Source organism: Paenibacillus sp. JJ-223 (assembly GCF_927798175.1).
GTDB classification, from domain to species: domain Bacteria; phylum Bacillota; class Bacilli; order Paenibacillales; family Paenibacillaceae; genus Paenibacillus; species Paenibacillus hubeiensis.
The window spans coordinates 1-25,194 of sequence record NZ_CAKMMP010000004.1; the positions used below are offsets into that span (position 1 = coordinate 1).

The 25,194-nt window shown below is 50.7% G+C and carries 25 protein-coding genes and 1 rRNA gene; all 26 read right to left on the minus strand.

What is annotated here, in order from left to right:
* Positions 1-464 (minus strand): 16S ribosomal RNA (locus tag L6H98_RS08575); the annotation flags it as partial.
* Positions 465-1,032: 568 nt separating this feature from the next.
* Positions 1,033-2,640 carry a LysM peptidoglycan-binding domain-containing protein gene (locus L6H98_RS08580; protein ID WP_236414380.1) on the minus strand — a complete coding sequence of 536 codons (1,608 nt, stop codon included), beginning with the start codon at positions 2,638-2,640 and terminating at the stop codon, positions 1,033-1,035.
* A gap of 193 nt (positions 2,641-2,833) precedes the next feature.
* On the minus strand, positions 2,834-3,718 hold the full coding sequence (gene ilvE, locus L6H98_RS08585) for a branched-chain-amino-acid transaminase (RefSeq protein WP_236414382.1): 885 nt from the start codon (positions 3,716-3,718) through the stop codon (positions 2,834-2,836).
* A 139-nt stretch (positions 3,719-3,857) separates the two neighbouring features.
* Complete coding sequence (gene pheA, locus L6H98_RS08590) at positions 3,858-4,739, minus strand: prephenate dehydratase (RefSeq protein WP_236414384.1); 882 nt, start codon at positions 4,737-4,739, stop codon at positions 3,858-3,860.
* Complete coding sequence (gene thrB / locus L6H98_RS08595) at positions 4,736-5,704, minus strand: homoserine kinase (RefSeq protein ID WP_236414386.1); 969 nt, start codon at positions 5,702-5,704, stop codon at positions 4,736-4,738. Before thrB ends, pheA begins: the two co-directional genes overlap by 4 nt.
* A 340-nt stretch (positions 5,705-6,044) precedes the next feature.
* Entirely contained in the window at positions 6,045-7,331 is a 1,287-nt protein-coding gene (locus tag L6H98_RS08605) for a homoserine dehydrogenase (protein WP_236414388.1), read from the minus strand.
* A gap of 105 nt (positions 7,332-7,436) precedes the next feature.
* The gene (locus tag L6H98_RS08610) at positions 7,437-7,874 is read right to left on the minus strand and encodes an ACT domain-containing protein (RefSeq protein ID WP_236414391.1); all 438 of its coding nucleotides are present in this window, start codon (positions 7,872-7,874) and stop codon (positions 7,437-7,439) included.
* Positions 7,875-8,125: 251 nt separating this feature from the next.
* Positions 8,126-9,436 (minus strand): GTPase ObgE, encoded by a 1,311-nt coding sequence (gene obgE / locus L6H98_RS08615; RefSeq protein WP_236414392.1) that lies wholly within the window; start codon positions 9,434-9,436, stop codon positions 8,126-8,128.
* Positions 9,437-9,448: 12 nt separating this feature from the next.
* Entirely contained in the window at positions 9,449-10,186 is a 738-nt protein-coding gene (locus L6H98_RS08620) for a Spo0B domain-containing protein (protein ID WP_236414394.1), read from the minus strand.
* Positions 10,187-10,336: 150 nt separating this feature from the next.
* Positions 10,337-10,648 carry a 50S ribosomal protein L27 gene (gene rpmA, locus L6H98_RS08625; protein ID WP_236414395.1) on the minus strand — a complete coding sequence of 104 codons (312 nt, stop codon included), beginning with the start codon at positions 10,646-10,648 and terminating at the stop codon, positions 10,337-10,339.
* A gap of 18 nt (positions 10,649-10,666) precedes the next feature.
* Entirely contained in the window at positions 10,667-10,999 is a 333-nt protein-coding gene (locus tag L6H98_RS08630) for a ribosomal-processing cysteine protease Prp (protein ID WP_236414397.1), read from the minus strand.
* 13 nt (positions 11,000-11,012) lie between these two features.
* Positions 11,013-11,324, minus strand: a complete 312-nt coding sequence (rplU, locus tag L6H98_RS08635) for a 50S ribosomal protein L21 (RefSeq protein WP_236414399.1) — start codon at positions 11,322-11,324, stop codon at positions 11,013-11,015.
* Between the two features lie 155 nt (positions 11,325-11,479).
* The gene (locus L6H98_RS08640; protein WP_236414401.1) at positions 11,480-12,730 is read right to left on the minus strand and encodes an Rne/Rng family ribonuclease; all 1,251 of its coding nucleotides are present in this window, start codon (positions 12,728-12,730) and stop codon (positions 11,480-11,482) included.
* 119 nt (positions 12,731-12,849) lie between these two features.
* Entirely contained in the window at positions 12,850-13,710 is an 861-nt protein-coding gene (locus tag L6H98_RS08645; RefSeq protein ID WP_236414403.1) for a M50 family metallopeptidase, read from the minus strand.
* A complete protein-coding gene (locus L6H98_RS08650; RefSeq protein ID WP_236414405.1) occupies positions 13,703-14,593 on the minus strand; it encodes a M23 family metallopeptidase in 891 nt (296 codons plus the stop codon). Before L6H98_RS08650 ends, L6H98_RS08645 begins: the two co-directional genes overlap by 8 nt.
* Before the next feature lie 321 nt (positions 14,594-14,914).
* Positions 14,915-15,709 carry a septum site-determining protein MinD gene (gene minD / locus L6H98_RS08655; RefSeq protein WP_236414406.1) on the minus strand — a complete coding sequence of 265 codons (795 nt, stop codon included), beginning with the start codon at positions 15,707-15,709 and terminating at the stop codon, positions 14,915-14,917.
* Between the two features lie 3 nt (positions 15,710-15,712).
* Positions 15,713-16,375, minus strand: a complete 663-nt coding sequence (minC, locus tag L6H98_RS08660; RefSeq protein ID WP_236414407.1) for a septum site-determining protein MinC — start codon at positions 16,373-16,375, stop codon at positions 15,713-15,715.
* Between the two features lie 73 nt (positions 16,376-16,448).
* The gene (gene mreD, locus L6H98_RS08665) at positions 16,449-16,982 is read right to left on the minus strand and encodes a rod shape-determining protein MreD (RefSeq protein ID WP_236414408.1); all 534 of its coding nucleotides are present in this window, start codon (positions 16,980-16,982) and stop codon (positions 16,449-16,451) included.
* Positions 16,982-17,857 (minus strand): rod shape-determining protein MreC, encoded by an 876-nt coding sequence (gene mreC, locus L6H98_RS08670; RefSeq protein ID WP_236414409.1) that lies wholly within the window; start codon positions 17,855-17,857, stop codon positions 16,982-16,984. Before mreC ends, mreD begins: the two co-directional genes overlap by 1 nt.
* A 188-nt stretch (positions 17,858-18,045) precedes the next feature.
* Complete coding sequence (locus L6H98_RS08675; RefSeq protein WP_236414410.1) at positions 18,046-19,074, minus strand: rod shape-determining protein; 1,029 nt, start codon at positions 19,072-19,074, stop codon at positions 18,046-18,048.
* A gap of 171 nt (positions 19,075-19,245) precedes the next feature.
* The gene (gene radC, locus L6H98_RS08680) at positions 19,246-19,935 is read right to left on the minus strand and encodes a DNA repair protein RadC (protein ID WP_236414411.1); all 690 of its coding nucleotides are present in this window, start codon (positions 19,933-19,935) and stop codon (positions 19,246-19,248) included.
* Between the two features lie 49 nt (positions 19,936-19,984).
* Positions 19,985-20,596 (minus strand): Maf family protein, encoded by a 612-nt coding sequence (locus L6H98_RS08685; protein ID WP_236414412.1) that lies wholly within the window; start codon positions 20,594-20,596, stop codon positions 19,985-19,987.
* 104 nt (positions 20,597-20,700) lie between these two features.
* Positions 20,701-20,925: a DUF4321 domain-containing protein gene (locus L6H98_RS08690; RefSeq protein WP_236414413.1), complete on the minus strand. Its 225-nt coding sequence runs from the start codon at positions 20,923-20,925 to the stop codon at positions 20,701-20,703.
* Positions 20,926-21,086: 161 nt separating this feature from the next.
* Positions 21,087-22,262, minus strand: a complete 1,176-nt coding sequence (locus L6H98_RS08695) for an SPOR domain-containing protein (protein WP_236414414.1) — start codon at positions 22,260-22,262, stop codon at positions 21,087-21,089.
* A gap of 127 nt (positions 22,263-22,389) precedes the next feature.
* On the minus strand, positions 22,390-23,712 hold the full coding sequence (murC, locus tag L6H98_RS08700; protein ID WP_236414848.1) for a UDP-N-acetylmuramate--L-alanine ligase: 1,323 nt from the start codon (positions 23,710-23,712) through the stop codon (positions 22,390-22,392).
* 56 nt (positions 23,713-23,768) lie between these two features.
* Entirely contained in the window at positions 23,769-25,145 is a 1,377-nt protein-coding gene (locus tag L6H98_RS08705; RefSeq protein WP_236414415.1) for a folylpolyglutamate synthase/dihydrofolate synthase family protein, read from the minus strand.
* Positions 25,146-25,194: the final 49 nt, after the last annotated feature.

A 25,194-nucleotide genomic window follows, 5' to 3' on the forward strand; every position in this document is an offset into this window, starting at 1 on the left:
CGTTCTTCCCTGGCAACAGAGCTTTACGATCCGAAAACCTTCATCACTCACGCGGCATTGCTCCGTCAGGCTTTCGCCCATTGCGGAAGATTCCCTACTGCTGCCTCCCGTAGGAGTCTGGGCCGTGTCTCAGTCCCAGTGTGGCCGATCACCCTCTCAGGTCGGCTACGCATCGTCGCCTTGGTGAGCCGTTACCTCACCAACTAGCTAATGCGCCGCAGGCCCATCCTCAAGTGACAGATTGCTCCGTCTTTCCAGTTCTCTTCAGGCGAAGAAAACAAGTATTCGGTATTAGCTACCGTTTCCGGTAGTTGTCCCAAGCTTGAGGGCAGGTTGCCTACGTGTTACTCACCCGTCCGCCGCTAAGCATCAAGGAAGCAAGCTTCCTATCAACTCCGCTCGACTTGCATGTATTAGGCATGCCGCCAGCGTTCGTCCTGAGCCAGGATCAAACTCTCCAATAAAGATGAATTTCGGTCACGAGGTTAATCGTGATGAAAATCATCTGAGGTATTGAAAAGAGCGATTAGCTCATTTGAATCTGACGAGATAAAATATCTCAATATTGCTCCGGTTTTTATACAGTCATACGACATGCACCAAAAACCCTCGCATTACTCACTCGTTGTTCAGTTTTCAAAGATCAAACTTCGTTTTCGTTACTAAGTTGTTGTCATTAGCAACTCTTATATCTTATCACATCCGAACCAACTTTGCAAGCATTTTTTAAGTTTCTTTTTTCGAAGCTTTTTTGCTTTGCTTGCCGCACCATGTTTCTCGGTGTTTTCTTGGCCGGAATTAGAATATACCACTTTCAAATTCATAATGCAATACTTTTTTTAAAAAAATAGTGTGAATCCGTTATTAAAACTTGAAGAGATTCTACAATCTCCAGGTTCCTCGATCCAAAAGCACCCTTTATCAAAGAATGACCGAACCTCTTTCAGCCTACTATATTCGCTTCTTTTATTGCACATTTATACATTTATAAGCGGCCAACCGCTAGAGAGTCGGCCGCAACATGTTCCATTTCTACTTTCGGATCCAGGGAGCTCTGTTTTTCGAACTTGCATTACGCTTCGCCATTGCCGACTTACGTTCATTTTGTGCTTTTGACGAAACCGAAGCTTTGCTTGGTCTCTTTGCATTGGATTTTCCGGCTCTTCTTTTGGCAGCTTTACTCTTCGTCGCCGGTTCCTGCTTGCTTGCATCTTCCTTAATGAACAGTTCTTCCTTCTCAGCATCGGAATGGCTTAAATTGACGTCATGATCACCTTTTTTTCCCTTGCTTCCAGAAGGGTACATCTCCCCGAACGCACCTAATGGAGCCGGAGGAACCATATTTTGCACAGGATACGGATTCTGGTAGGTATACTCTGCCGGGTGAGCTGAAGTCATTGCAGGAGCCATCCCGGTAGGATTCACTCCGTACGGGTCATACATAGTCCAAGATGGAGACTGATATTGATGAACTGGGAATGTGTAATGTTGAGCATGCACATGACCTCCGCAACCGCATGGAGGATATGGAAGGATGGAGTATGGCGAAATCATCGGCGGCTGATTTTCCTGCGCCCCTACAGAATAAGGAGTAAACGGGCTATTGACATGCGATGCTGGCGATTGCGGAAAGCTGTTCACACCGGAAATCTCATTCGGCATTACTGGATTATGCGAGTGGTCAGGCCACGAATAATTCGATATCTGTCCCTCCGTGGCATACGGATTCACCTGATGGATTCCAGGAAAACCAAGGTTTTCATTACTTCCTGTTGCTGAATGAGCTGCGTTCGGCTCAACATTGTACGCCTCTTGTGCGGGAACGGGAACTTGTGCATAAGGATATTCTACAGGCGCATGAAGCAATTTTTTACCACAACCACAGGGCGATTTTACCGCTTGCTCGGCTGGCCATGCTGCATTCGGCAGGACCGGCATCACGTTTGCTTCAGGAGAGAGTTTCGGCATGGTGTACTCAGGCAGAGGCTTGATTTCAGCTTGATACAATACTTCTTTTTTAATTTCAGTTTGTTTGCTCGGTTCCACTTCAGGCATTACAGGCAGTTGAGGCACAATTTCCGAATTAGGCATTACATTGGGGAGCTCCTGATTGACTTCCGGCGGGGAAGACACGATGGGAGCCTCTGCCTGCGGTTCGGTTACAGGCGCTGGAGCCGGAGCAGGCATTACCGGATTTTCGATAACCTCCGTGTTTTCCTTCACCCCTGTGTACTCCTTGCCTTCTGGGGAAAGCTTCTCGTCGGCTGCACTATTGGATGTATTGTTGCCAGTCGCAGCCCCTCCTTGACCTTGTACCGAAGGAATATACACCGTTTCACCGACAAGGAGTGCATTGGGATTTTTAAGCTGCGGATTTGCTTCGAGCATACTCTTCAACGGAACTCCCCAAGCTTGCGAGAGCTTCCATAACGTATCCCCCTGCTGCACCTTGTGACTATGCAGCACCCCATCCAGATTTGGCGTCACGGGCTCAGCAGGAATTTTGACCTTCATGCCAACGTCCAATTTGTCAGGATCAGCGATTTGCGGATTGGCCGCAATAATTTTTTCAAGCGACACATTATACTTTTTGGAAAGCAAATACAGGGTGTCGCCCTTTTTCACCATGTGTATTTTCACTAGAAACAAACCTCCTAGGCGATACTTGGGCTGTACAATCGCCCATATTGTTAATACATCCTATGCAGCAACCGCCCTGATGACATCAATAACGCAAAAAAAATCCTTCCCGCCCCGGAATCGGCATGCATTTGCATACCCATTCTGTCATTAGGCAAAAAGGATCTCTTACTACAAAATCAGATATTAAAACTTAAGCTTCCCACACTTTATGGCCGTCTTTGTCAACGATTTGACGGAACGCTTCAAGCAGCCTCAGTGTCACAGGGCCGGCTACACCTGCACCGATGGTTCTTCCATCCACTTCGTATGCCGCAATGACTTCAGCAGCAGTCCCCGTGAAGAACACCTCGTCCGCAACATACACGTCATGCAGCGTGAACGGAGTCTCTTTCAACTCGAATCCAAGTTCGCCGCAAAGGTCGATAATAGCTTGACGTGTAATCCCCTCCAGAGCTCCCAGATAACAAGGAGGCGTGTAAACAACACTGTTTTTCACGATAAAAATGTTGTCACTCGATCCCTCGGTCACGTACCCCTGGGAGTTCAACATAATCGCTTCGCCAACACCCGCATAATTGGATTGGATTTTAACCAATACGTTGTTCAGGTAGTTCAGGGATTTGATTTTCGGATTCAGCGCGTCCGGGATATTGCGTCGTTGTGATACGGACACGGCCTTTAACCCCGTCAAATAAGCTTCTTCCGGATAAATTGCGAGCTGCTCCACGATGATAATCACGGAAGCTTTCGGACAACGCGTCGGATCCAACCCCAAATTGCCTGCTCCACGCGATACGATCAAACGGATATATCCATTGCGCATCTCGTTGCGGCGCACGGTTTCAGCCACAGCATCAAGCATTTCGTCATACGACAACGGAATGTTCAACGCAATGGATTTGGCGGAATCGTACAAACGGTCCAAATGGGCCTTGCATCTGAAAATATTGCCATTGTAAATGCGGATTCCTTCAAAAATGCCATCCCCGTATAAAAAACCGTGATCGTACACGGATATGGTTGCATTCTCCTTGGTTACAAATTGACCGTCCAAATAAATCCACTGCTCTGACATAATCATTGCACCTCCGTTATATTTCAAAATCACTGCTCCGAATACTCCGTCCAACTCCTCTATTGTACAACAAAAAGCAGTCAGGACGTGAATTTTCACCCATACGCATGACAACCTTCAACAAATTTCAACCCGGCCCTCAGGTCGTCTTCAACGAAGGATAGGTATAACAAGGGTAGCTTCCAAGAACACGCACCTGGCAATTCAAAGCCTCGATTTCGGCCATGGCCGCCGTTAATAGCACGGAGTCTACCGTCTCTTCTACATCAATGTAAAAGTAGTAACTCCCCAGCCTTTTTTTCGTCGGACGCGATTCCAGCCTGGTAAGGTTCAACTTCCGCCATGCAAATGCCGATAACACCTGATGCAGCGCCCCTGGAGCATCCTCCGGAAGCGTGACGAGCAAACTTGTCTTGACATGGTCCGGTTCCCGCGGAATTTGCACCGGCTCATGGCCGATGAGCACAAAGCGAGTATAGTTGTTGTCATGGTCCGTAACCCGTTCCGCCATGATGTCTAGGCCGTGTTTCTTCGCCGCAAGCTTTGTGCCGATGGCCGCCCAGCCTTTGCCCGGATTTTTTTTGACCAATTCCACCGCTTCGGCCGTACTGTTCACCCCTTCAAGATCTGCTTCAGGGGAATAAGTGCGGATGAAGTTTTGGCATTGCGGAATCGCAACGGGGTGTGACATGATTTTGGTGATTTTGCCGAAATCATACCCTCCGTCGCCTGTTGCAAATTCAGACCCGTGCCCGATCACGTTTTGTATGGAAGGATAGACCCATTCTGCTTGCATGGGGATATCGACTTCATTGACTAACCAATCCATGTGGAGGCTGACCGAGCCTTCGATCGTATTTTCGATAGGGATCACGCTATATTGGGTCTTTCCGTTGTCTGTTGCGCGGAACACATCGGAAATCAATTTGGAATGGTACAATTCCAGCGGTTCTCCATTAAACAGAAATTCAATAGCCTCGTGGGAAACCGATCCTTCAGGTAACACGGCGATTCTTTTCATGCGTTGATTTCTCCTCTGACGATGTCCAGAAAAGGACTGTTTTCTTGATCTGAAAGCACGGTCACCCCGTCCAGGTCAGGATCAAGCCACAACGCGGAAGCAGCAATGCCCTCGCGCTTCATTGTATCCAACAAATATTGCTCCAAACCGGTCTTGCGAGGATCATGTCGGTCCACCAACGTCAGTACCGTCGGTCCGGCTCCGCTCAACGCAGCGCCCAAAGCCCCGTGATCCGCAGCATGCTCCAAAATCTCAGCCATGCCCGGCACAAGCGATGCCCTGTAAGGCTGATGCACCCGATCCTTCATTGCTGCGTGGATCATGTCCAGACGTCCGCCGGCCAAAGCGGCAACAAGCAGCGAAGATCGGCTCACATTGTACACCAGATCCCCTTTGCTGAATTGATCAGGAACTACATCACGGGCTTTCGAGGTGGACAACTGGAAATCGGGCACAACGACAAGTGCCTGCAGATCCTGATGAGGCTCGATTCGGATATGTTCTACCCGCGTTCCGTCCCAAGCTGCAACAACAACCCCTCCATACAGGGAAGCTCCAACATTATCGGGATGTTTCTCCAACGACGTCGCCATATCAAACAATTTAGCGTCCGTCAGGGGGGACCCAATCAAAGCGTTCGCCGCAGCAAGCGCGCCAACGATGGCGGAAGCGCTGCTGCCTAACCCGCGGGTAAGCGGAATGTCCGAGAACATGGAGACTTCCAGCTCCGGAACAGGCACCCCGGCTTCGCGGAACACCATTTGGGCAACCTCATAGATCAAATTGGTCTTGTCGGATGGCAAACCGTTCAGATTATCCCCATGCAAATGGAAAACGGTCTTATCCGCCGGCTTCATTTCCAGCCATGCATATAATGACAATGCCATGCCTAGAGTATCAAACCCGGGACCCAGATTGGCCGTGCTTGCAGGCACCTTTACAACAACTTTTTGATTCATGCTCATTCGGTTTGCATCTCCAATCGTTCGATTGCCGCCATTACGGCTTTCTCGCTATCTTTAACAACCAACGGTTCGGATGCCACCGTCCGGATCGCAACGTTGGGATCTTGCAGCCATGATGGATCAGGACGCCTCTACCGCGGACTCTCCGCCTTTAAAATGCCTTTTCGAGCTTCAGCTCGTATACTCACGATGCCCAAAAGGTTGAAGCGCGCTCAGCAAATATGCTTTAACGCACAGCAAGGTCCGATACGCTTTCAAAATCGTATATCCATTCCGTTGTCCACTGATCCATCAGGCTCTACATCGGCAGCAACCGCCGTTTCCTCGTGATTCGCGCACGTTAACCTTCTACGCGATATACGCTCTTGATTCGGCGTATGACACTCAAGGATTCAAAATGCTTAAGCACCTTATCCATGCTTGCCTTGCTTGCATTATGCGTCACGATAATGATTTCTGCATCCGGATTGTGCTCATTCGGCTGTTGAACAACCGAAGCAAGGCTAACGTTGTATTCAGCAAAGACTTGCGTAATCTGTGCCAACACACCTGCTTTGTCATCCACATGCAGCAGAATAAAGTTTTTGGATACGATCTGTTCGTCGCTTTGCAAACGTTTCTGCTTATAGGGAACGATAGCTTTAAGGCCGTTGACTCCCAGCTTCAAGTTTTTGATCACAGCCACAAGGTCAGCCACAACGGAAGTTGCCGTTGGCAATTCGCCTGCGCCAGCCCCGTAAAACATCGTTTCACCCACGGCTTCGCCATGGACATAAACCGCATTGAATACGCCGTTGACCGAGGCAATCGGATGATTCTGCCTGACCATCGTCGGCTGTACGCTAATGCTGATCTCGTCGCCCTCGCGGTCGGCAATGCCGAGCAGTTTCATTTCATAGCCCAAACGTTTGGCGTAGGTGATGTCTTCACGGGTCACCGACGAAATGCCTTTTACGGCGACATCCTTGAGCTCCACGTTTGTCCGAAATCCAAGCGTTGCCAAGATGGCCATTTTCCGTGCGGCATCCAGTCCTTCGACATCTGACGTAGGATCGGATTCAGCGTATCCCAACGCTTGCGCCTCGGCCAACACTTCCTCATAAGAAGCGCCTTCCTGGCTCATTTTGCTCAAAATATAGTTCGTCGTTCCGTTCACGATCCCCATGATGCGGGTAATCCGATCGGAAGAAAAGCCTTCGATCAGCGTGCGGATAATCGGGATTCCTCCGGCCACGCTCGCTTCATAGAACACGTCGCACTGCTTCTCCTGTGCCTTTGCCAAAATTTCCGATCCATGCAGAGCCATCAGGTCTTTATTGGCCGTAACGATATGTTTGCCTCTCTCCAAAGCTTCCAGAATATACTCTTTCGTCCGATCGATCCCCCCCATCACTTCTACGATCACATCGATATCCGGGTGGCGGATGACATCCCAGGGATTTTCCGTCAGCTTGGCACGGTCAATAGGAATGACACGGTCCTTTTCCGTATTTTTCACCGCGATTTTCTCAATGACAATCGGCGATCCCACTTGGCTGCTGAGATCCTCCTGATTGCCTTCCACAATACGAACAACCCCTGTCCCTACTGTTCCGAGACCCAATAGTCCCACTTTTACCGGTTTCACGAACGATCTCCCCCTAATGTCTGTTGATGGTTGCCAACCACCTGCGATGAATCCGTTGCCTTCGAATCTAGCTTTGCATGTTGCCCCGTGCAGTCCGTAATACAATCAACCTTGGCCTACAATCCGCGTACGACGAACACCAGGCAGTTCCTGCATCCGTTCCAGCATCTCCCCGATTTCGCCATGCAGATGCGACGTTTCGACTGAAATCACCACGTTGGCCCTTCCCTGGAGGGGGATACTCTGGTTAATGGTAAGCACATTGGCTCCATAACCGGCCACATGCCCCAATACTTTGGACAGGATGCCCGACTGATGCTCCAGATCAATGGATATGGTCACGATTCTCTCGCGCTCGAGTTGGTTGATCAAATGAATTCCATCTTTGTATTTATAAAACGCACTACGGCTCAATCCTACCTGTTCCACGGCCTCATGCACCGTTTTGACATCCCCTGAAGCGAGCAGCTCCTTCACTTGCATCGTCTTCACGACTGCCTCGGGCAAAATGTCTTCTCGTACTAAGTAATAGCGTTCATTCATGAACGTCCTCTCCTCAAAGACTCATGTTTTTATTTAGTGGACATTATATCGGATATGTGAAAAAAGGGCAATACATAACACGCACATTTTCGAAACGACCGTCTCCCCATATGCACGTTGGCCCAAAGTATGTAATGTACTAAAAATGACTATGTTCATTCAATACACGCCCAAGAACATAAAAAACGCAGGCAGCGGGAACATCCCGCCACGCTGCGTTTTTTATATCTTTCTTCCGGCAAAGACAGCTTTTAATAATAACTGCTGCTTTCCACGAATTCGAACTCGAAATCGCCAATGCGCACAATGGTGCCTTCTTCGGCCCCGCGCTTGCGCAGTTCGTCGTCTACGCCCATATGGCGCAGCGTTCGTGCAAGCTTGAGGATCGCTTCATGCGAATTCAATTGCATGCGCTTCATCATGCGATCAATCTTGGCGCTATGCACAACGAAGATATCGTTTTCCCGCACGATGCGGAACCCTTCGTCTTCTTTTTTGTCCAAGCTGTATACCTTGCGTTCGGATACCTCGGCCACTTCGTCCACCGTGACTTCTTCCGGCACTTGATCCAGCAGATCGGCGGCACGGTAAAGCAACTCTGAAATGCCCTTCCGCGTGAGGGAAGATATCGCCATAACTTCAATATCCGGTTGGACCTCACGAACCTGTTTCAGGAATTGTTCCAGATTTTCTTCCGAATCAGGCATATCCATTTTGTTTGCCGCGACGATCTGCGGTCTTTCCGCAAGCAGCGGGTTGTACTGTTTCAATTCTTCGTTGATCTTCTGCCAATCTTCAAACGGATCGCGTCCTTCGGAACCGGACATGTCCACCACATGAATGATGATGCGGGTACGTTCGACATGGCGTAAAAACTCATGCCCCAGCCCGATGCCCTCATGCGCTCCTTCAATGAGTCCAGGCAAATCGGCCATCACGAAGCTGCGGCCCTCATCCACGGCTACAACGCCCAGATTTGGCGTGATGGTTGTGAAATGATATGCCCCGATTTTCGGCTTCGCCGCCGAGACGACGGACAACAACGTCGATTTGCCCACGCTCGGGAAACCGACCAGGCCAACATCCGCCATCACTTTCAGTTCCAGCACAATATAGCGCTCTTCGCCTTCCTCGCCATTTTCCGCAAGTTCGGGCGCAGGGTTGTTCGGCGTAGCGAAGCGAATGTTGCCGCGTCCTCCCCGTCCACCTTTAGCCACGATGACTTGCTGACCATGACGTGTAAGGTCCGCAAGCACTTCTCCGGTATCTTCATCCATTACGATTGTACCTGGTGGTATGCGCACGACCATATTTTCCGCATTGGCTCCATGCTGGCTTTTGTTGCGGCCCTTTTCTCCGCGTTTCGCTTTGAAATGGCGCTGGTAACGGAAGTCCATCAGGGTACGAAGCCCTTCATCCACGCGGAAGATCACATCGCCGCCCTTTCCCCCGTCACCGCCTGCAGGTCCTCCTTCAGGTACGTACTTTTCCCGGCGGAAGGAAACAATCCCGTCTCCACCGTCTCCGCCTTTGACATATATCTTCGCTTTATCTACAAACATGGCTACCCCTTCCTATACCTCACACGACATTCTGAATTGGATAAACGTATCTTCAGACGGAAGTTGCTCCGTTCTGACTTTCTTTCCTTTGAGTACGGCATCAAGCTGTTTTATCGTTTCCGGGTCGGGCGTCTGATCCCCGTCCAGCCGCACAACGACATCCCCGTGATCCTGTCCAAAGCTCAAGGTCAGTTTGCGAACCTCTCCCCAAGACGACCGGCCGCCGCCATACTGATAGGCACGGATGGCATCCGCAATTGCGCATGTTAGTGACTCGCCATCCTCGGGAGAGACCAGAGCACCAAGCTGCAGGTTTTCCTCCACTTCCACGTGCAAATCGAGCGCAGCCCCGCTCGCGCGGAAGGATTGAAGGTAAAATACGAGTGAAGGAATGCCCAGTTTGGAAATCCGGCTTTCCTCCTGAACCCGTTCTTTTATTCTTTCCACACATTGCAATGATTTATCAAGCTTGCCCATTCGAAGGTATCCATACAATACCTGAAGGTCGTTCATCCAATCATGCCGGTGATGATTCAGCGACGATATCGCTCTTTCTTCCAACGATTGTATAATGGCTCTGCGCTCCGCATCCGCCTGCTTTCTCATCGCAGCTAGCGAAACCAGCAGCACAACGACGGACCACAATGCATATGCAACGATCGATACGGCCGCCGGATACAGCATGATGAAAACCAAAGGAATCAGAAGTGAACATGCCGCAATCCACGGCACTCTTTTCCAAGATTTCATGGCTTCTCCCCGTTCTACCAAACTCGGTTGGTTTATCCCACCGTTACCAAGTATATCATGTCTGATCTGCCAGTTCATTACCGAATGCACATCCACGCAAAAAAGCCTCCGGCAAAAATGCCGAAGGCTTTCTGGCGAAGAATGCCGATATTACGCCTCTACTGCAGCTGCTACTGGAGCAACATCTACAGGATAGACGCTAACTTTTTTGCGGTCACGGCCCCAACGTTCGAATTTAACAACGCCGTCCACTTTGGCGAACAAAGTGTCGTCTTTGCCGATTCCCACGTTAGTTCCTGGGTGGATCTTGGTTCCGCGTTGACGAACCAGGATGCTTCCACCAGTCACGGCTTGACCGTCAGCACGTTTAGCGCCAAGGCGTTTGGAGCGGCTGTCGCGTCCGTTCTTCGTGGAACCCACACCTTTTTTCGATGCGAACAACTGAAGATTTAATTTCAACATGATGGTTGACCTCCTTCTTTAATTATTGAACTGCTCTATTTTAATATACTTCCCGTATGACTCTGCAATACTAGTGAGCATAATCACCATGGATTCGAGCAATAATTGTACCTGAGACCCGTCTTCATCCTTATTCAACGTTGGCATGGAGGCGCTCAGAAAACCGTTTTTCATCTTGGAATTCATCTCGACACCCGTCAACGCTTCAATGGAATTGACCGTACCTACCGTAACGGCAGAAACTCCGGCACAAACGATATCTTCTCCCCGCTTGGCATAATTGGCATGCCCTTGGATCGAAAATTTCTCAATACTGCCTTCACCATTGCGAAAGATTTGAACGATAATCAATTATCGCACCTTCTTACGCGTTGATTTTCTCAATGATTACTTTAGTGTACGGTTGACGGTGACCTTGCTTCACATGGTAGTTCTTTTTCGGTTTGTATTTGTATACAACAACCTTTTGACCTTTACCATGCTTCTCCACCTTAGCTGTTACAGTTGCTCCGGATACAACTGGAGTTCCTGCAGTCAGACCTTGCTCGCTGGATACAGCCAGGACACGATCGAACGTTACGCTTTCGCCGTCGTTCGCAGCCAATTTCTCGATGAACAGAACATCGCCCTCTTGAACTTTGTACTGTTTGCCGCCTGTTTCAATAATTGCGTACATTTGCCTTGCACCTCCTCATGTCTCAGACTCGCCCGATCTCGGGTGTCAGCCACCTCGCGGGGCTGTTCTTGTACCCGGCCAGTGCGGTTACAGCATGTGCAAGACCTACCGGCTCAACACATACCTGAACATTATAGCACTACTCACGGCAAAAATCAATGCAACGGCGAAATATATCTTTTCCCCGTTCCATGACAGGAAGAGCATGCCTCCACGTAAGGGAGCGTGCTTTCTTCACGCACCTTTTTGCGGGTCATTTCAAGCAGGCCAAGCTTGGTCCAACCTATCACGAATGCTTTCGTTCTGTCTTTTTTGAGCTGGGCCTCCAGCGTGGCCGCCACTTCCTGCCGATTCGCCTCTTCCTCCATATCGATGAAGTCCACGATAATCATGCCGCCAATGTCACGAAGCCGCATTAAGCGGGCAATTTCGACTGCAGCCTGCATGTTGGTTTCAGTGACGGTGTCTTCCAGTCGGTCTCCGCCAGCACCGGTATATTTGCCGGTATTTACATCCACCACAGTTAGTGCTTCCGTGTGGTCGATCACGATATATCCTCCGCCCGGCAGCCAAACTTTGCGCGCAAAATCAAGCTTCAGCTGCTCCTGCACGCCGTATGCCGCAAAAATCGGATCTTGCCCTCTGTAAACCTGCACTTTAGGCCGATGTCCCGGTCCGATTTCTTCCAGCAGGGCGGCGATCGCATCGGCATTCGGCTGGCTGTCGGTAATGACCTCATCGCTTCCAGGCGTGTACACGTCCCGGATAATGCGCTGCACCAGCCCAATATCACGATGCAGAAGTTTCGGAGAAGGCATTCCCTCGGCCTTTCGGAGAATATTTAGCCATTGTTGGCGCAGAACTTCAAGGTCTGCCTGGATGGCCTCCTGATGCTTCTCTGCAGATACGGTACGAATAATCAACCCTTCTTCGCCGTTCCGAAGTTGTTCACCGAGTGCCTTGAGTCGGGAGCGGTCCCCTTCGCGGGCAATCTTTTTGGATACGGCCACATAATCTGCCATGGGCATGTACACTAACCAGCGTCCCGGCAAAGAATAATGCGTCGTCACCCTCGCTCCTTTTCCGCCCACCGGCTCTTTCAGTACCTGAACAATAATATCCTGTCCAGGTTTGACCAACTCCGAGATGGAGGGCTTCACCTTGGGCTGTTTCTCCAGGTGTGGATGAAGCAGGTCATCCACGTACAGAAATGCGTTTTTTTTCTGCCCGATATCGACGAAAGCAGCCTGCATTCCCGGCAATACATTCACGATCCGTCCCTTGAAAAAGGAGCCGAGCAGTCCCCGGTCATTGGTATGCTCTGCCGCGAATTCTACAACCCTTCCTTCTTCCAGTAGCGCCATTTGCACGAGGTTGTGTTCATTATGTATGATCATTTGTTTCATGGCTGCACCTCAAGAAGAGCATTCAATTCTTCCACATCCGTTTCTGTATGTTAGCAATGCATGCACGCATGCATACATGAACCGTATAACCTTGATTTCGGCCGGTTAACCAGCGAAAACTATTTTTTTTCGGTATTTTGCTTGAAATAAGAACCGATAAGCCGCTGTTCCGGCAGAACGGCCATAATGCGGCCCTCTTTGTTCATGACGTATATCATATGATATCTTTCTCTCTTTAATAGACGCAAAATGGTATCCAAAGGTTTCGCCGGAAATGAGATTATCGGCTGCACAAGACTGCCAGCGATCGCATGACGAACAAACACTTCTTCCCTATTCATCAGAAAGCGGATAAATCGATAGGGAACATTCCTAAAATCGGTTACATTCGAATACAGCAGGAACACCCCGATCAGCAGCAGGTTTAAAGGCAATCCGTCTCCTGCAGCCAGCCAACGGCTAATTGCATATCCACTAATGCCCAAGCTGCACAAGATGCCTATACGATACGTCCACATCAATGTGCTGTAATAAGGAGCAAACAGGCTGACAAGCGCCTGCACGATTTTGCCGCCATCCAGCGGCATTACGGGTAGAAGGTTGAATAAAGCGATGAGCATGTTTCCCTGGATGATGTACCGGATAAATTCAGGATCGCCCACACCCAACTGCAGTATTAGCAGTGCAGCTCCTACCATCAGCATATTCTGCATTGGACCGGCGAGCGCGATCAGAATTTCCTTTCCCGCCGTAAGATTCCCGCGATCCTCGATGACAGCCACGCCCCCGAACGGAAGCATCTGAATCGAAAGGACTCGGCAGCCCAGCAGACCCGCTGCAGCCGCATGCCCGCATTCATGAATGAATACGATGGCGAACAAGGTCACCAGCTCGATAAAATGCCCTGTCAGCACGGAAGCCAGCATAATGATGACAAAGAACGGATGCATCGTGATGCGCACGCCCCAAAACCTAATCAAGGGCAACCACTTCTGCCGGATCTACATATTGGTCGCCTTCCTTAATGGCAAAATACAACGATGCGGGCTGTTCGCCCCGGCTTGCGGGCAAGCTTCCTACGACGCCTCCGGCTTCCAACCAGTCATTCACCGCTACATCGCTCTCTCCGAGTCGTCCGTAAATGGCCGTGAGGCCACCCGTATGCTGAACAACAACCGTAATGCCGCTCTCCGGGTCCCCCAGCACCTGCAGAACCCTGCCTGCATCCGAGCTGACCACCCGCACGGAATCTTCTCCGGCCAGATCAGGAACGATCTCGATCCCTTTCATGCTCATCGCAAAAGGCTGCACAACGGTTCCGGATATCGGCTTGCCCAGCAGCGAATGCACTCCCTCCCCGCCGTTGACAGCATCCGCGGCATGCCCGAATACCGGCAAAAATGAGGGGTGTCCCCCAAAGTGCTTCTCATACCAAGCCGTTGCAGCCTCAAAATCCATCTCCCGATGCAATGCATCGGCTACTGCCGTTTTGGGAGATACCGTCCAGGAAGCATTCCATTGAAACATTCCCCAGACTGCTCCAAACAGCACTGCACTGACAAGCGTTCGCTTCATCAATGATTTAAAAAAATGGAAGCGGACGTGTCCATTCGGTCCGTACCGCCCATTCTCCTGCTTCCATAACAGCTCAGGATCGCGCTCCCTTTCCTGCATCGACGATGCAAGGTCTCGAGGCTTGTCCTGTATATCATCAGACATCGACGGTATGCGCCGCTGATTGGCTTTGTCTTCCTTATGAACGAATCCCGGCCGCTCCTCCTGCATGATCTCCTTCGCAGCTCCGTCCAGCAGCCGCCTGATCCGCTCTTCCCTTCTCTGCTTCACCCTCAGTTTGGTATCCATGGAATGTCCTCCCGCCAAGGCTTGTTCAGGATGCCGCGATTCTGCGTTAACCGCCATTCGCATCCTGTGATTTCGCCAGAAAACCTCCGTCATATGACAGACGGCTTGTCTGCTTGCGATGATCAATTCACAAACGCATTTCTTTGGTACATTCTATGAAGGGTCTGTCCATAATATGAGCAGGCACGTTCGGAGGAAAAGCAAATTCGGGACACAACAATAACGGCGTAAATAAAGAAAGAAGAGAAGCCGAAAAAGCCGCGCTTACCGCCACGGCTGTTCGTCTGAGGGAATCATGAATCGGCAAGCTAAACCTATTGCTTAACCCATACCGAAAAACTTTTTAAAGCGTGAGAATGCTCCCTTTTTTTGATCCATCTGCATCAAGGGAACGGTATCTCCGAGAATACGACGCGCAATATTGCGATAGGCAATCGCTGCATTCGAATCCGGGTTCATGACCGTCGGTTCGCCGGAATTGGCGGACTTGATCACCAGCTCGTCATCGGGCACGATCCCGATTAGATCAATGTTAAGCACCTGCAAAATACCATCGATATCGAGCATATCCCCCGACTTGACCATATTGTTGCGTATACGGTTCACCACAAGCTTCGGTGATTGTACATGGGAACTTTCGAGCAATCCGATGACCCGGTCTGCATCGCGAACGGCAGCATTCTCGGGCGTCGTAACAACGATAGCCTGGTCTGCGCCGGCAACCGCATTTTTGAATCCCTGTTCAATCCCGGCCGGGCAATCAATAATAACGTACTCAAAATCTTTTTTCAGTTCAAGGATGATATCCTTCACCTGTTCAGGCGATACGGAATTTTTATCTCTCGTTTGTGCTGCAGGCAGCATGTATAATTGTTCGAAGCGTTTATCTTTAACCAGAGCCTGATTCAGCCGGCAGCGGCCGTCGGCAACGTCACACAAATCGTAAATGATCCGGTTTTCGAGTCCCATTACGACATCCAGATTGCGAAGGCCGATATCCGTATCGACCAGACAAACCTTTTTCCCGAGCAGCGCCAGCGCCGTTCCGATGTTTGCCGAGGTCGTCGTTTTGCCAACGCCACCTTTACCCGAAGTGATCACGATCGCCTCTCCCATGAGCTACACTCCTTTAAACACATTAAAATCACGGCGTAACCGAACGATATTGCTCATTTTGTCGATCTGCATCTGATTGTCCTGCAAATAAGCAAATTCCATCCCGGCTTCGCGGCTCTCCCATTCATCGGGAGGACGGCTGATGATGTCAGCGATCCGCAACTGCGTCGGCGCAAAAAACGAGGCCGCAATAATGGATTCCTCATCCCCGCCGATCCCCGCGTGAGCCATGCCCCGAAGAGAACCCATTATGTATATATCACCGGTACACGTAACCGTTCCTCCCGGATTGATATCTCCCAAAAACAGCAGATTTCCTTCATGGTGCAGCACTTGGCCCGAACGAACCATGCCGCACATCGTTACGATTGGCGGCGGTCCTATCACCTCTGGTTTTAGGTCGGGCGAGTCGATGGAACGAATGAGCAGGTTGCCCTTTTGACTCAAAATATTCAGTATTGATTCTTTCTGGTCCTGGGTAACCTCACGTTTGCCCAATTTGACGTCGACATGAACGATGGGACCCGTCAGAATATTTTGATGGCTATGTTCCAGCTTATAGCGGAGCTCAACGAGCAGATCCTCGAATTCACATTGATCGTCCAGCAAAAAAACCAGGCCGTCTCGGATGCCTTTTATCGTCACGTGATTCGATTTGACCGTCATAAGCCTGTCCCTCCCATCTCATTACATTTCGTGCCCGACGCCTCAAGTTCCTGCTTCCCTATCCAGAAATGGTTTAAGAAGCTTCCTTTGGTTTGCTGCGCTTCTTCGCAATCTTCTCCAGCTGCTTGCGAAGCGGCACGTAAATGATCAAAGCAAACACAAAATGAACAAACAAATTCGGAATCATGTACTCGATCAGCGCCCAATCAAACGTAACATGATTCAGACGAAAAAGCTTGTACAGGAAAAACAGCATCGTATCGTTAAGAAGGCTTCCCAAAAAAACGACCGTAACCATTACCGGAAGCGGTGCGCGCGGTGCCTGGAAAATGAGGCCCATCATATAGGCGGACAATCCCATGGAGAATCCGTAAGGGCCGATCATCTCGCCATAGAATACGACATCGTGCAGCAAGCCGAATAATATCCCGAGCACCAGCGCCGTATGACGGTGGTAATAGACAGCGAAGAAAAGGATAACGATATACACAAGATTAGCCGAAATCCGCATCTGCCAGGCAGAGGGAATCAGAAGCGGCAGCACGGTTCCTTCCAAAATGAAGAGAATGAACAACAACAGAAACAGAACCTGTTTGCGAGCGCCCACTATTTTTTCACCTCTGGAGGGACAACCACCATCAGCTCTTTCCAATCCAGAAAGCTGGCATAAGGCTCAATCATTGCAGTCCGCGTCAGTCCATACTCCCCGACTTCAATGCTTTTCACTTTACCGATACGCATGTATTTCGGGAAGTTGTTGATAATCCCGGACGAAATGATTTCATCGCCTTCTTTAATTTTGGATTCTTCCGATATTTTGGTCATCTTGAACATGCCTGTTTTGGGATCATAACTTTCGATCATGCCGAATACGTTGTCTTCCTTGCCCACGGCCGTAGCGGCGATGGCATTGGAGTTGGGATCGTTGGCATCCAGGGAAGTCAACAGATTGACGGTCGACGTGTATGCACTAACATGACTAATTACACCAACGAGACCTTCTTGTGAGGTCACAGCCATTCCCGGTTTGATGTTTGCATTTTCTCCGATGTCGATATTGATCGTCCTGCTGTTTGGATCGGCATTGGCACTGATGACCTGTGCGATCCGATAATCGTAGTTATAACGGTTTCTTTGTTCTTCCGTGAAATGAAAAAGTTCTTTGTATCTTGCGTTAACCTGCTCCATCTCATTGTATTTCAATCGATCCCGCGTATAGTGACCCATGGCAATACGAAGCCGTTCATTCTCTTCATAAACGGAACTCATGTTCGCTATATCCTTAAAAAAGCCCGCTACGTAGGAAGCGGGCTTGTAAAATACGTATTGTACGAAACCGACGGAATCCTTCAGGAATTTTTCCGGCCAGGATAACGCCGTCCGCGGACCGAGCGTAAAGCCCATTAACGCGATAAATGTAACAAGGCCCACCAGCAAAACAAAAAGTCTTTTGTTGCCCAGCAGCTTAAACAGTTCGAACACCCTCTAACATCCATTATTCTCTTCCGAGCCTGGCCCGGCGGGGAGACTGTCAGGTCTATAGTCCCTTTGAGAATATTCGCCATCTCCCCGAATACGCGGGTTTAGCTCTCCCGGCCATCCGCCGGGATTATTTTCGCTGTTTATACATATTCCGGTTCACAGGGAACCAGAATGTGCTTATCTTTCAATTATCGTTTGGAGCGAACTGCCGAGCTGCTTCTGCTTTTGAACAAATGGATGTTTTCCAACGCTTTACCGGTACCGATCGCTACGCAATCCAGCGGATTCTCTGCGACAATGACTGGCATACCGGTCTCGCCCGCCAGCAGCTTGTCCAGGTTGCGAAGCAATGCGCCGCCGCCAGTCAGTACGATCCCGCGGTCCATGATGTCGGCCGCCAGTTCCGGCGGGCATTTTTCAAGCGTCACTTTAACCGCTTCAACGATGGCGTTCACCGTATCCGCCAAAGCTTCGCTGATTTCATCGGAAGTGATAGTGATCGTTTTAGGCAGGCCTGTAACGAGGTCCCGGCCGCGAATTTCCATCGTTTCCACGGACTCGAGCGGCATCGCGGAACCGATCTCCATTTTCAACTGTTCGGACGTACGCTCACCGATCATCAGATTGTACTGGCGTTTGATGTACTGAATGATGGACTCATCCATTTCATCGCCCGCAACGCGAACGGAACGGCTGGTTACGATTCCTCCGAGGGAAATAACGGCCACTTCAGTCGTACCGCCGCCGATATCCACCACCATGCTTCCGGTCGGCTCCCATACCGGCAGATCGGCACCGATTGCGGCTGCAAACGGCTCCTCGATCGTGTAAGCTTCGCGTGCGCCGGCTTGCTTCGTTGCATCTTCAACCGCGCGTTGCTCCACCGCAGTGATCCCGGATGGTACGCACACCATCACGTTTGGATGACGCTGGAACATGGAACGCTGCTTCTGTGCCTGACGGATAAAATATTTGATCATCGTTGCAGTCGTGTCGAAATCGGCAATAACGCCATCCTTCATGGGACGAATGGCACGAATGTTGCCAGGTGTCCGGCCGATCATTTTTTTCGCCGATTCACCCACGGCCTCAATGCTTTTGGTATCCGTGCGAAGAGCAACAACCGAAGGTTCACGCACCGCAATCCCTTTCCCACGAACATAAACCAACGTATTTGCTGTCCCCAAATCAATCCCTAAATCCTTACTTCCAAACATGACGTAATCTCCTTTTCTGCCTTATATAGCCGTCCTGAATTTTCAGAACATTTTCATTTTTTTAGAATGCTTTTTGATTTGACATGCCATTTTTCATCATCGTTTTCATTTCCCGGCAATCTGCAGGGAGATTAGTATTGATCAAAAATTAGTTCAACGCCACCCATTATATTATACCAAGCCCTTCTCCTTCAAACTTACATAGGTTCCATCGCCAATAACTAGGTGATCCAGCACATCTATGCCAACAATCGTGCCGGCTTCGATCAATCGCTTCGTGATTTGGATATCCTCTGGGCTCGGTGTAGGATCACCGCTTGGATGGTTGTGAGCGCACACAATCGATGCGCTGCTGCATTTGATGGCAGCACGGAACACTTCGCGCGGGTGGACAATGGAAGCGTTCAGGCTGCCCATGGAGAGTGTTTCCTGGGCAATAATGTGGTTTTTGCTGTTCAAAAAGAGACAAACAAAATGTTCTTTTTGCAGATAACGCAACTGCTCGACCAAAATATCAGCCGCATCGCGCGGAGTGCGAATCGAAGGAGACTGTGCCAGTTTGCTCTTGGCAATCCGGTGGCCCAGCTCGATGCCCGCTTTCAACTGCACGGCTTTGGCTTTGCCGATGCCCTTCATTGCCGTCAGTTCCTCAAGCGTCAAGTCCATTAGCGAGCGGATCCCGCCCGTTTCTGCGAGAATTCGCTGCGCCATGTGAACGGCGGATTCTTTTCTTGTACCGGTTCGAAGCAGAATGGCCAGCAGTTCGGCATGGCTCAAGGCGCCCGCCCCATATTCCATCATGCGTTCTCTCGGGCGTTCTTCATGGGGGATGTCGCGCATCATATACTGCGGCGACTCCATATACTCCCTCTTTTCACGTCATCCATTCGAATTATTCATGTGCCGGGGCTCATTCACGCGGCAATACATGTACCCCGAATCCGTCCAGCATATCGCTGAGCAAGGATAAAGGCAGACCTACGACATTGAAATAACATCCTTCGATGCGATCAACCAGAGAAGCACCAATGCCTTGTATGGCGTACGATCCTGCCTTGTCCATAGGTTCTTTTGTACGTACATAAGCACGGATCGTGGCTTCAGACAATGCTTTCATCGTTACATCCGTTTGCCGATAATGAACCGAAGACTGACCGCTAATGGCATCGATACAAGCTACGCCTGTAAACACGCGGTGGGTTCGTCCTTGCAGCCTCGCAAGCATGTTCTCCGCATCCTTCTCATCTGCCGGCTTGCCCAAAATATCTCCATCCAGAACAACGATCGTGTCGCTCCCAACGATGACAGCATCCCGCTGCTGGCCTTCGACGCTGCGAAAGACGGCAAGCGCTTTGCGCATCGCAAGCTCCTGCACCGTTTGTTCAGGAGTCCATGATGGGGGCGTAGCTTCGTCAGCACGGCTTGGGATTACTTCAAAATCCAACATCAGTCCGGCCAGCAGTTCTTTGCGACGTGGCGATGTAGACGCCAAAATAATGCGGCGTTGTCCTGTTTTATCCAATATCAACGGCTCCTCACATTCCAGTGGTGTCCTCGTCCTTGCATACGCTTCTTGCGGTTCTGCAGCGTTCGTTGTTGTTTAATTCATCATAATTCGTCATTCTCCTACAATCTGCGGTATAGCCATACAGCGGCGATGATGCCGATCAGACTGAGGAGGCTCATTTGAAATTGAAGTGAAATGTCATAACTGAAAATGTCAAGATCAGCCTGTGGCGACCAGCGAATGGTCGTGGCTTTGGTTAAAAAAGCTACAGCCTTGACCGGCTGCAGTGCCTTGGCGATCCATGCTCCGGCCAACCAGCCGAGCAGCAGGAAAAGTAATAACATGCCGAAGTTTTTTTCATCCGTTATCGTCCCTCGCCATTTTTTGACACCCACATTATTATACGGGGTTTTGTACGTCAATACAAACACAAATCCGGCAAGGGGAACTATTTCCAGTTCCCTGCCGGACAAGCATTTCAAGACTGTGTTAGGAGATCCAACGATTACTGCTCCTGCAGCGTATCAAGCCATTTTTTTTGCTGCAGCACGTAGTCCATCAAATTCGTCTGCACCGACCACATATGTGCGGCAGAAGGTTTTTTGTTAAATTCGGCAACCGCCGTGATGGCGCTGTTCATCGCTTTGGCCATCGCCGCCGCATAAGGCGCTGCCTCCCCGTTCGTGTTTGCGGACAGGTCGTTGAAGCCGCGCAGCCACGATTCATGCCGATTCTGAATGGAGGTCATCGTTTCGGCGGATGCCGCTTGGGGCGCTGCTTTGCCCAGTTCTCCGATGGACAACGTCGAGAGCAGCCCGATCAACGTTTCGCTATCGTTAAAGAACTGTGTCGCGGTTGCCTGGTTAACGCCCAACGCCGCCACACCGACTTCCGGATACGGAATCTCTTTAACGTAAAGTTCCACGCCCTGGGCCTTTAGGCGCGTGCTGAGCAGTTTGGCCTCTTCGCGATCAGGGGATATGCCGGCATAGACCCGGTTGCCGTCCTCCGGGTCCGCCTCTGCAGCAATCCCGGCCTGAGTCAATTCAAGTTTGGCCTGTTCAGCACGCTCCGGGGAACTGAAAACGCCGTACTGCAGCGCATAGTAATTGCCGCCAGCCAATGTGGCCTGGGCCTGCTGCCCTGCCGAGACCGATACATTGGCCGTATTCTTTTGAGGTACGACGTTCGGAGCTGCCCCGTCTTTGTTGAAAAACGAAAGGATGACGAGGCCGAACAATGCTCCGGTGACGATTGCTCCCGTTACGGAACCAATCATTTTCCACCCCCGCGGGGCCCGGTTTCGCTGATAGGAATAGTGATTGTGCTCGCTTACCCAGTTGTGGTCCGCGTACTCCTCGTTCCATGGATCAACGGCTTCGCTCGCTTCCGGAAGGTCCCGGCGCTCATTGGCATACCCTGCCTGCGGGTACTCGCGTTCAGAAGCATGCTTGTCCATTCCTTTCCCGGGTTTGAGACCCTCGGTAAGTATCGGCAGCGTTTCCCCCCAATCTCCCGGTATCTCCTCCGCAGACCATTGCGGAGCACTGTCTATGCTCGCTGGAGCATGCGTTATCTCCTCGTTCGCCGCTTGGAGCGTTGCAGGCGCGAGCCGCCCTTCGTTTTGCGGCTTGACAGCATCGTGCTCCCCGAAGCGAAACGTCATTCTAGCATTGTTCACCCCGTACCCTCTCCCTTTGTCCCATTTATACAAGCTATATGCGGGAGAGCAGCCATTCATTCCTGAAACAACGAAAAACCCGTCTCTTCCCTAATACGGGAGACGGGTTTCCCCTTGTGTTCCGATTCTATGCTTTAATCAATTTGGCGAGCGTGTCGCCCACCTTCCAGATGTCGCCTGCGCCCATGGTAAGAACAAGATCACCCGGCTGCAAACGGCTCTGCAGATCGGCAACCACGTCCTCCTTCGTAGGCAAGTAACGAGCCGATGCATTGCTGTTCTGCACGATCAGTTCCACCAATTTGGCGGAATGCACGCCTTCGATCTGTTTTTCCCCTGCCGGAGAATAAATGTCGGTAATCAACACCTCATCGGCTTCGGCAAATGCACGGCTAAATGCGTCCAACAGGAAAAACGTGCGCGTGTACCGCTGCGGCTGGAACACCGCGATGATGCGTTTTCCCGTTGCTTTCGCCGCACTGATCGTGGCCTCGATCTCGGTCGGGTGATGTGCGTAATCATCGATAATCAACATGTCGTTGGCTTCGCCCAGCACCTGGAATCTGCGTTTGGCTCCATGGAACTCAATGATGGCTTCGACGATTTTATCGAATGAAATTCCTGCTTCCAAACACGTAATGACCGTTGCCATCGCGTTGTATACATTGTGCTTGCCTGGTACGGAAAGTTCAACGGTTCCGAGCGTTTTGCCCTGGTGGTTCATCGTAAAGGAGATTTGGCGGTCTCCCAATTGGATATCCGTTGCAGTATAATCCGCATCCCGATCAATGCCATACGTAGTAACGCGTGCCTGCAGCTGTGGCAAAATACTTTGAATGTTCTCGTCGTCGGCGCATACGATAGCCGTGCCTTCCGGACGAATCTGGCTAAGGAACTGCACGTATGCCTTTTTGAGCTCTTCAAAGTCGCTATTGTAATTTTCGAGGTGATCGGCTTCGATGTTGGTTACGATGCCAAGCCATGGATGGTATTGCAAAAACGAGCCGTCGCTCTCGTCAGCCTCCGCAACGACCCAATCGCCTTGACCCGCTTTCGCGTTGGTGCCCAGGTTCATGATTTCCCCGCCGATGATGTATGTCGGATCCGTTCCGCATTTATCCATGACGAGCGCGATCATCGAGGAGGTTGTCGTTTTGCCGTGTGCTCCCGCAACCGCCACGCCCTTGCGTTCGTTAAGTAACCGTGCCAGCATCTGGGCCCGGTGCAATATAGGAATGTTCAGCTGTTGAGCAGCCACACGCTCCACATTGTCCGCCGGAGCTGCCGTCGAATAAACGACCAAGTCGGCCCCGTTTACATGCTCCGCAGTATGTCCGATGTATATTTTCGCCCCTTTGGCTGCCAACTTCTCGGTCAACTCCTGGGAAGCGACATCCGATCCGGTCACGGTGTATCCCATTTCAAGCATAACTCTGGCAATGGCACTCATGCCATAACCGCCAATCCCTATAAAATGAACGTGTTCCGATGTATTTAACAAAACCTTCACCAACCTTTTTCAGAATCGGTTTGATGCAAAAGGGCTGCCCGCACATCCGCAATCAAGTACAATGTGCCGGAGACTACCCCCAGATCTTCCGCTTCCGTCCGTGATTTCAATAATTCAAGCGCCTTCACCCAATCGGGCTCGACGATGATTTCAAGTTCCTTCTTCGCGAAACCGGGACGCACCTGTGCTACAACGTCCTGCAGCTTGGCTGCATCCATTTTGCGCCTAAAGTCCGGCTCGGTCAGGATCAGCGTATCCACTAGTGGCAGTATATGCTGCAAATATGCTTCATGATGCTTATTCTCCAGCATGCCCATCATCAAATTTAACCTTTTGTGGGGGTAGACCTCCTTAATGCTTTGGGCCAGCGATTCCGCCCCTTCCGGATTATGTGCTCCATCCAGAACGATCCGCGGATCATCAACCACTTTTTCGAAGCGCCCCGCCCAAAATGCATGTTCAAATCCTTGCACGAGATCCTTGTCTTCCAATACAAACGCCATGTATTGCCGCAGCACTTCAAGCGCCATAAGCGCGCCCGCGGCGTTGTCGCATTGGTATGTACCCTTCATGCAAATGCGAATGTCCAGTTCGCGGAAAGGTCCGGCAAAATGAATGGTCTGACTGTTTTCGTCGCGATCCACTCTGCGATAAGAAAACTGCTGCCCTGCCACATAAGCCGTCGAACGAAGTTCTTGGGCCCGATCCGTGATGACCTTGATGGCTTCAGGCTGCGACGCACAGGTGACCACAGGTACCCCCGGCTTGATAATGCCCGCCTTTTCCCACGCAATGGCCTCGACCGTATCCCCAAGCACATCCGTATGGTCCATGCCGATGTTGGTAATGACCGAAACGACTGGAGTAACGATGTTGGTTACGTCCATCCTTCCCCCAAGCCCAGTCTCCCATACTACCACGTCGGGGTAGCACTCCTCCGCATAATAGAGAATCGCAAGCGTCGTCGACACTTCGAACATGGTTGGAGAACCGAGCGGAGTCGAAGCCATCTCCCGCACGAGCGGATGCAGCCGATTGGCAATTTTCAGCAGCGTCTCCTCAGGGATGTCCTCTCCGTTGTATTGAAAACGGTTCGTGAATTTGGTGATGTAGGGCGACGTGAACGTACCTACGTCATACCCTGCCTGAAGAAGTACCGACGTCAAAAAAGCGCAAGTCGAACCTTTTCCGTTCGTTCCCGCGACATGAATGAATTTGAGACGCCGATGCGGATTCCCCAGCCGTGCCATCAGCGCTTCGATACGCTCCAGCCCCGGTCTGATGCCAAAAGGAATAAGACCATTGATCCAGTCTACCGCCTCGACATATGTCTGCAAAGGTGCCTTTTCGCCTGCTCCATTGATTTCCGTCATCTGATTTCACCTTCGGTCCCAATGTAATTGAAAAAATCGGCCGGATGGC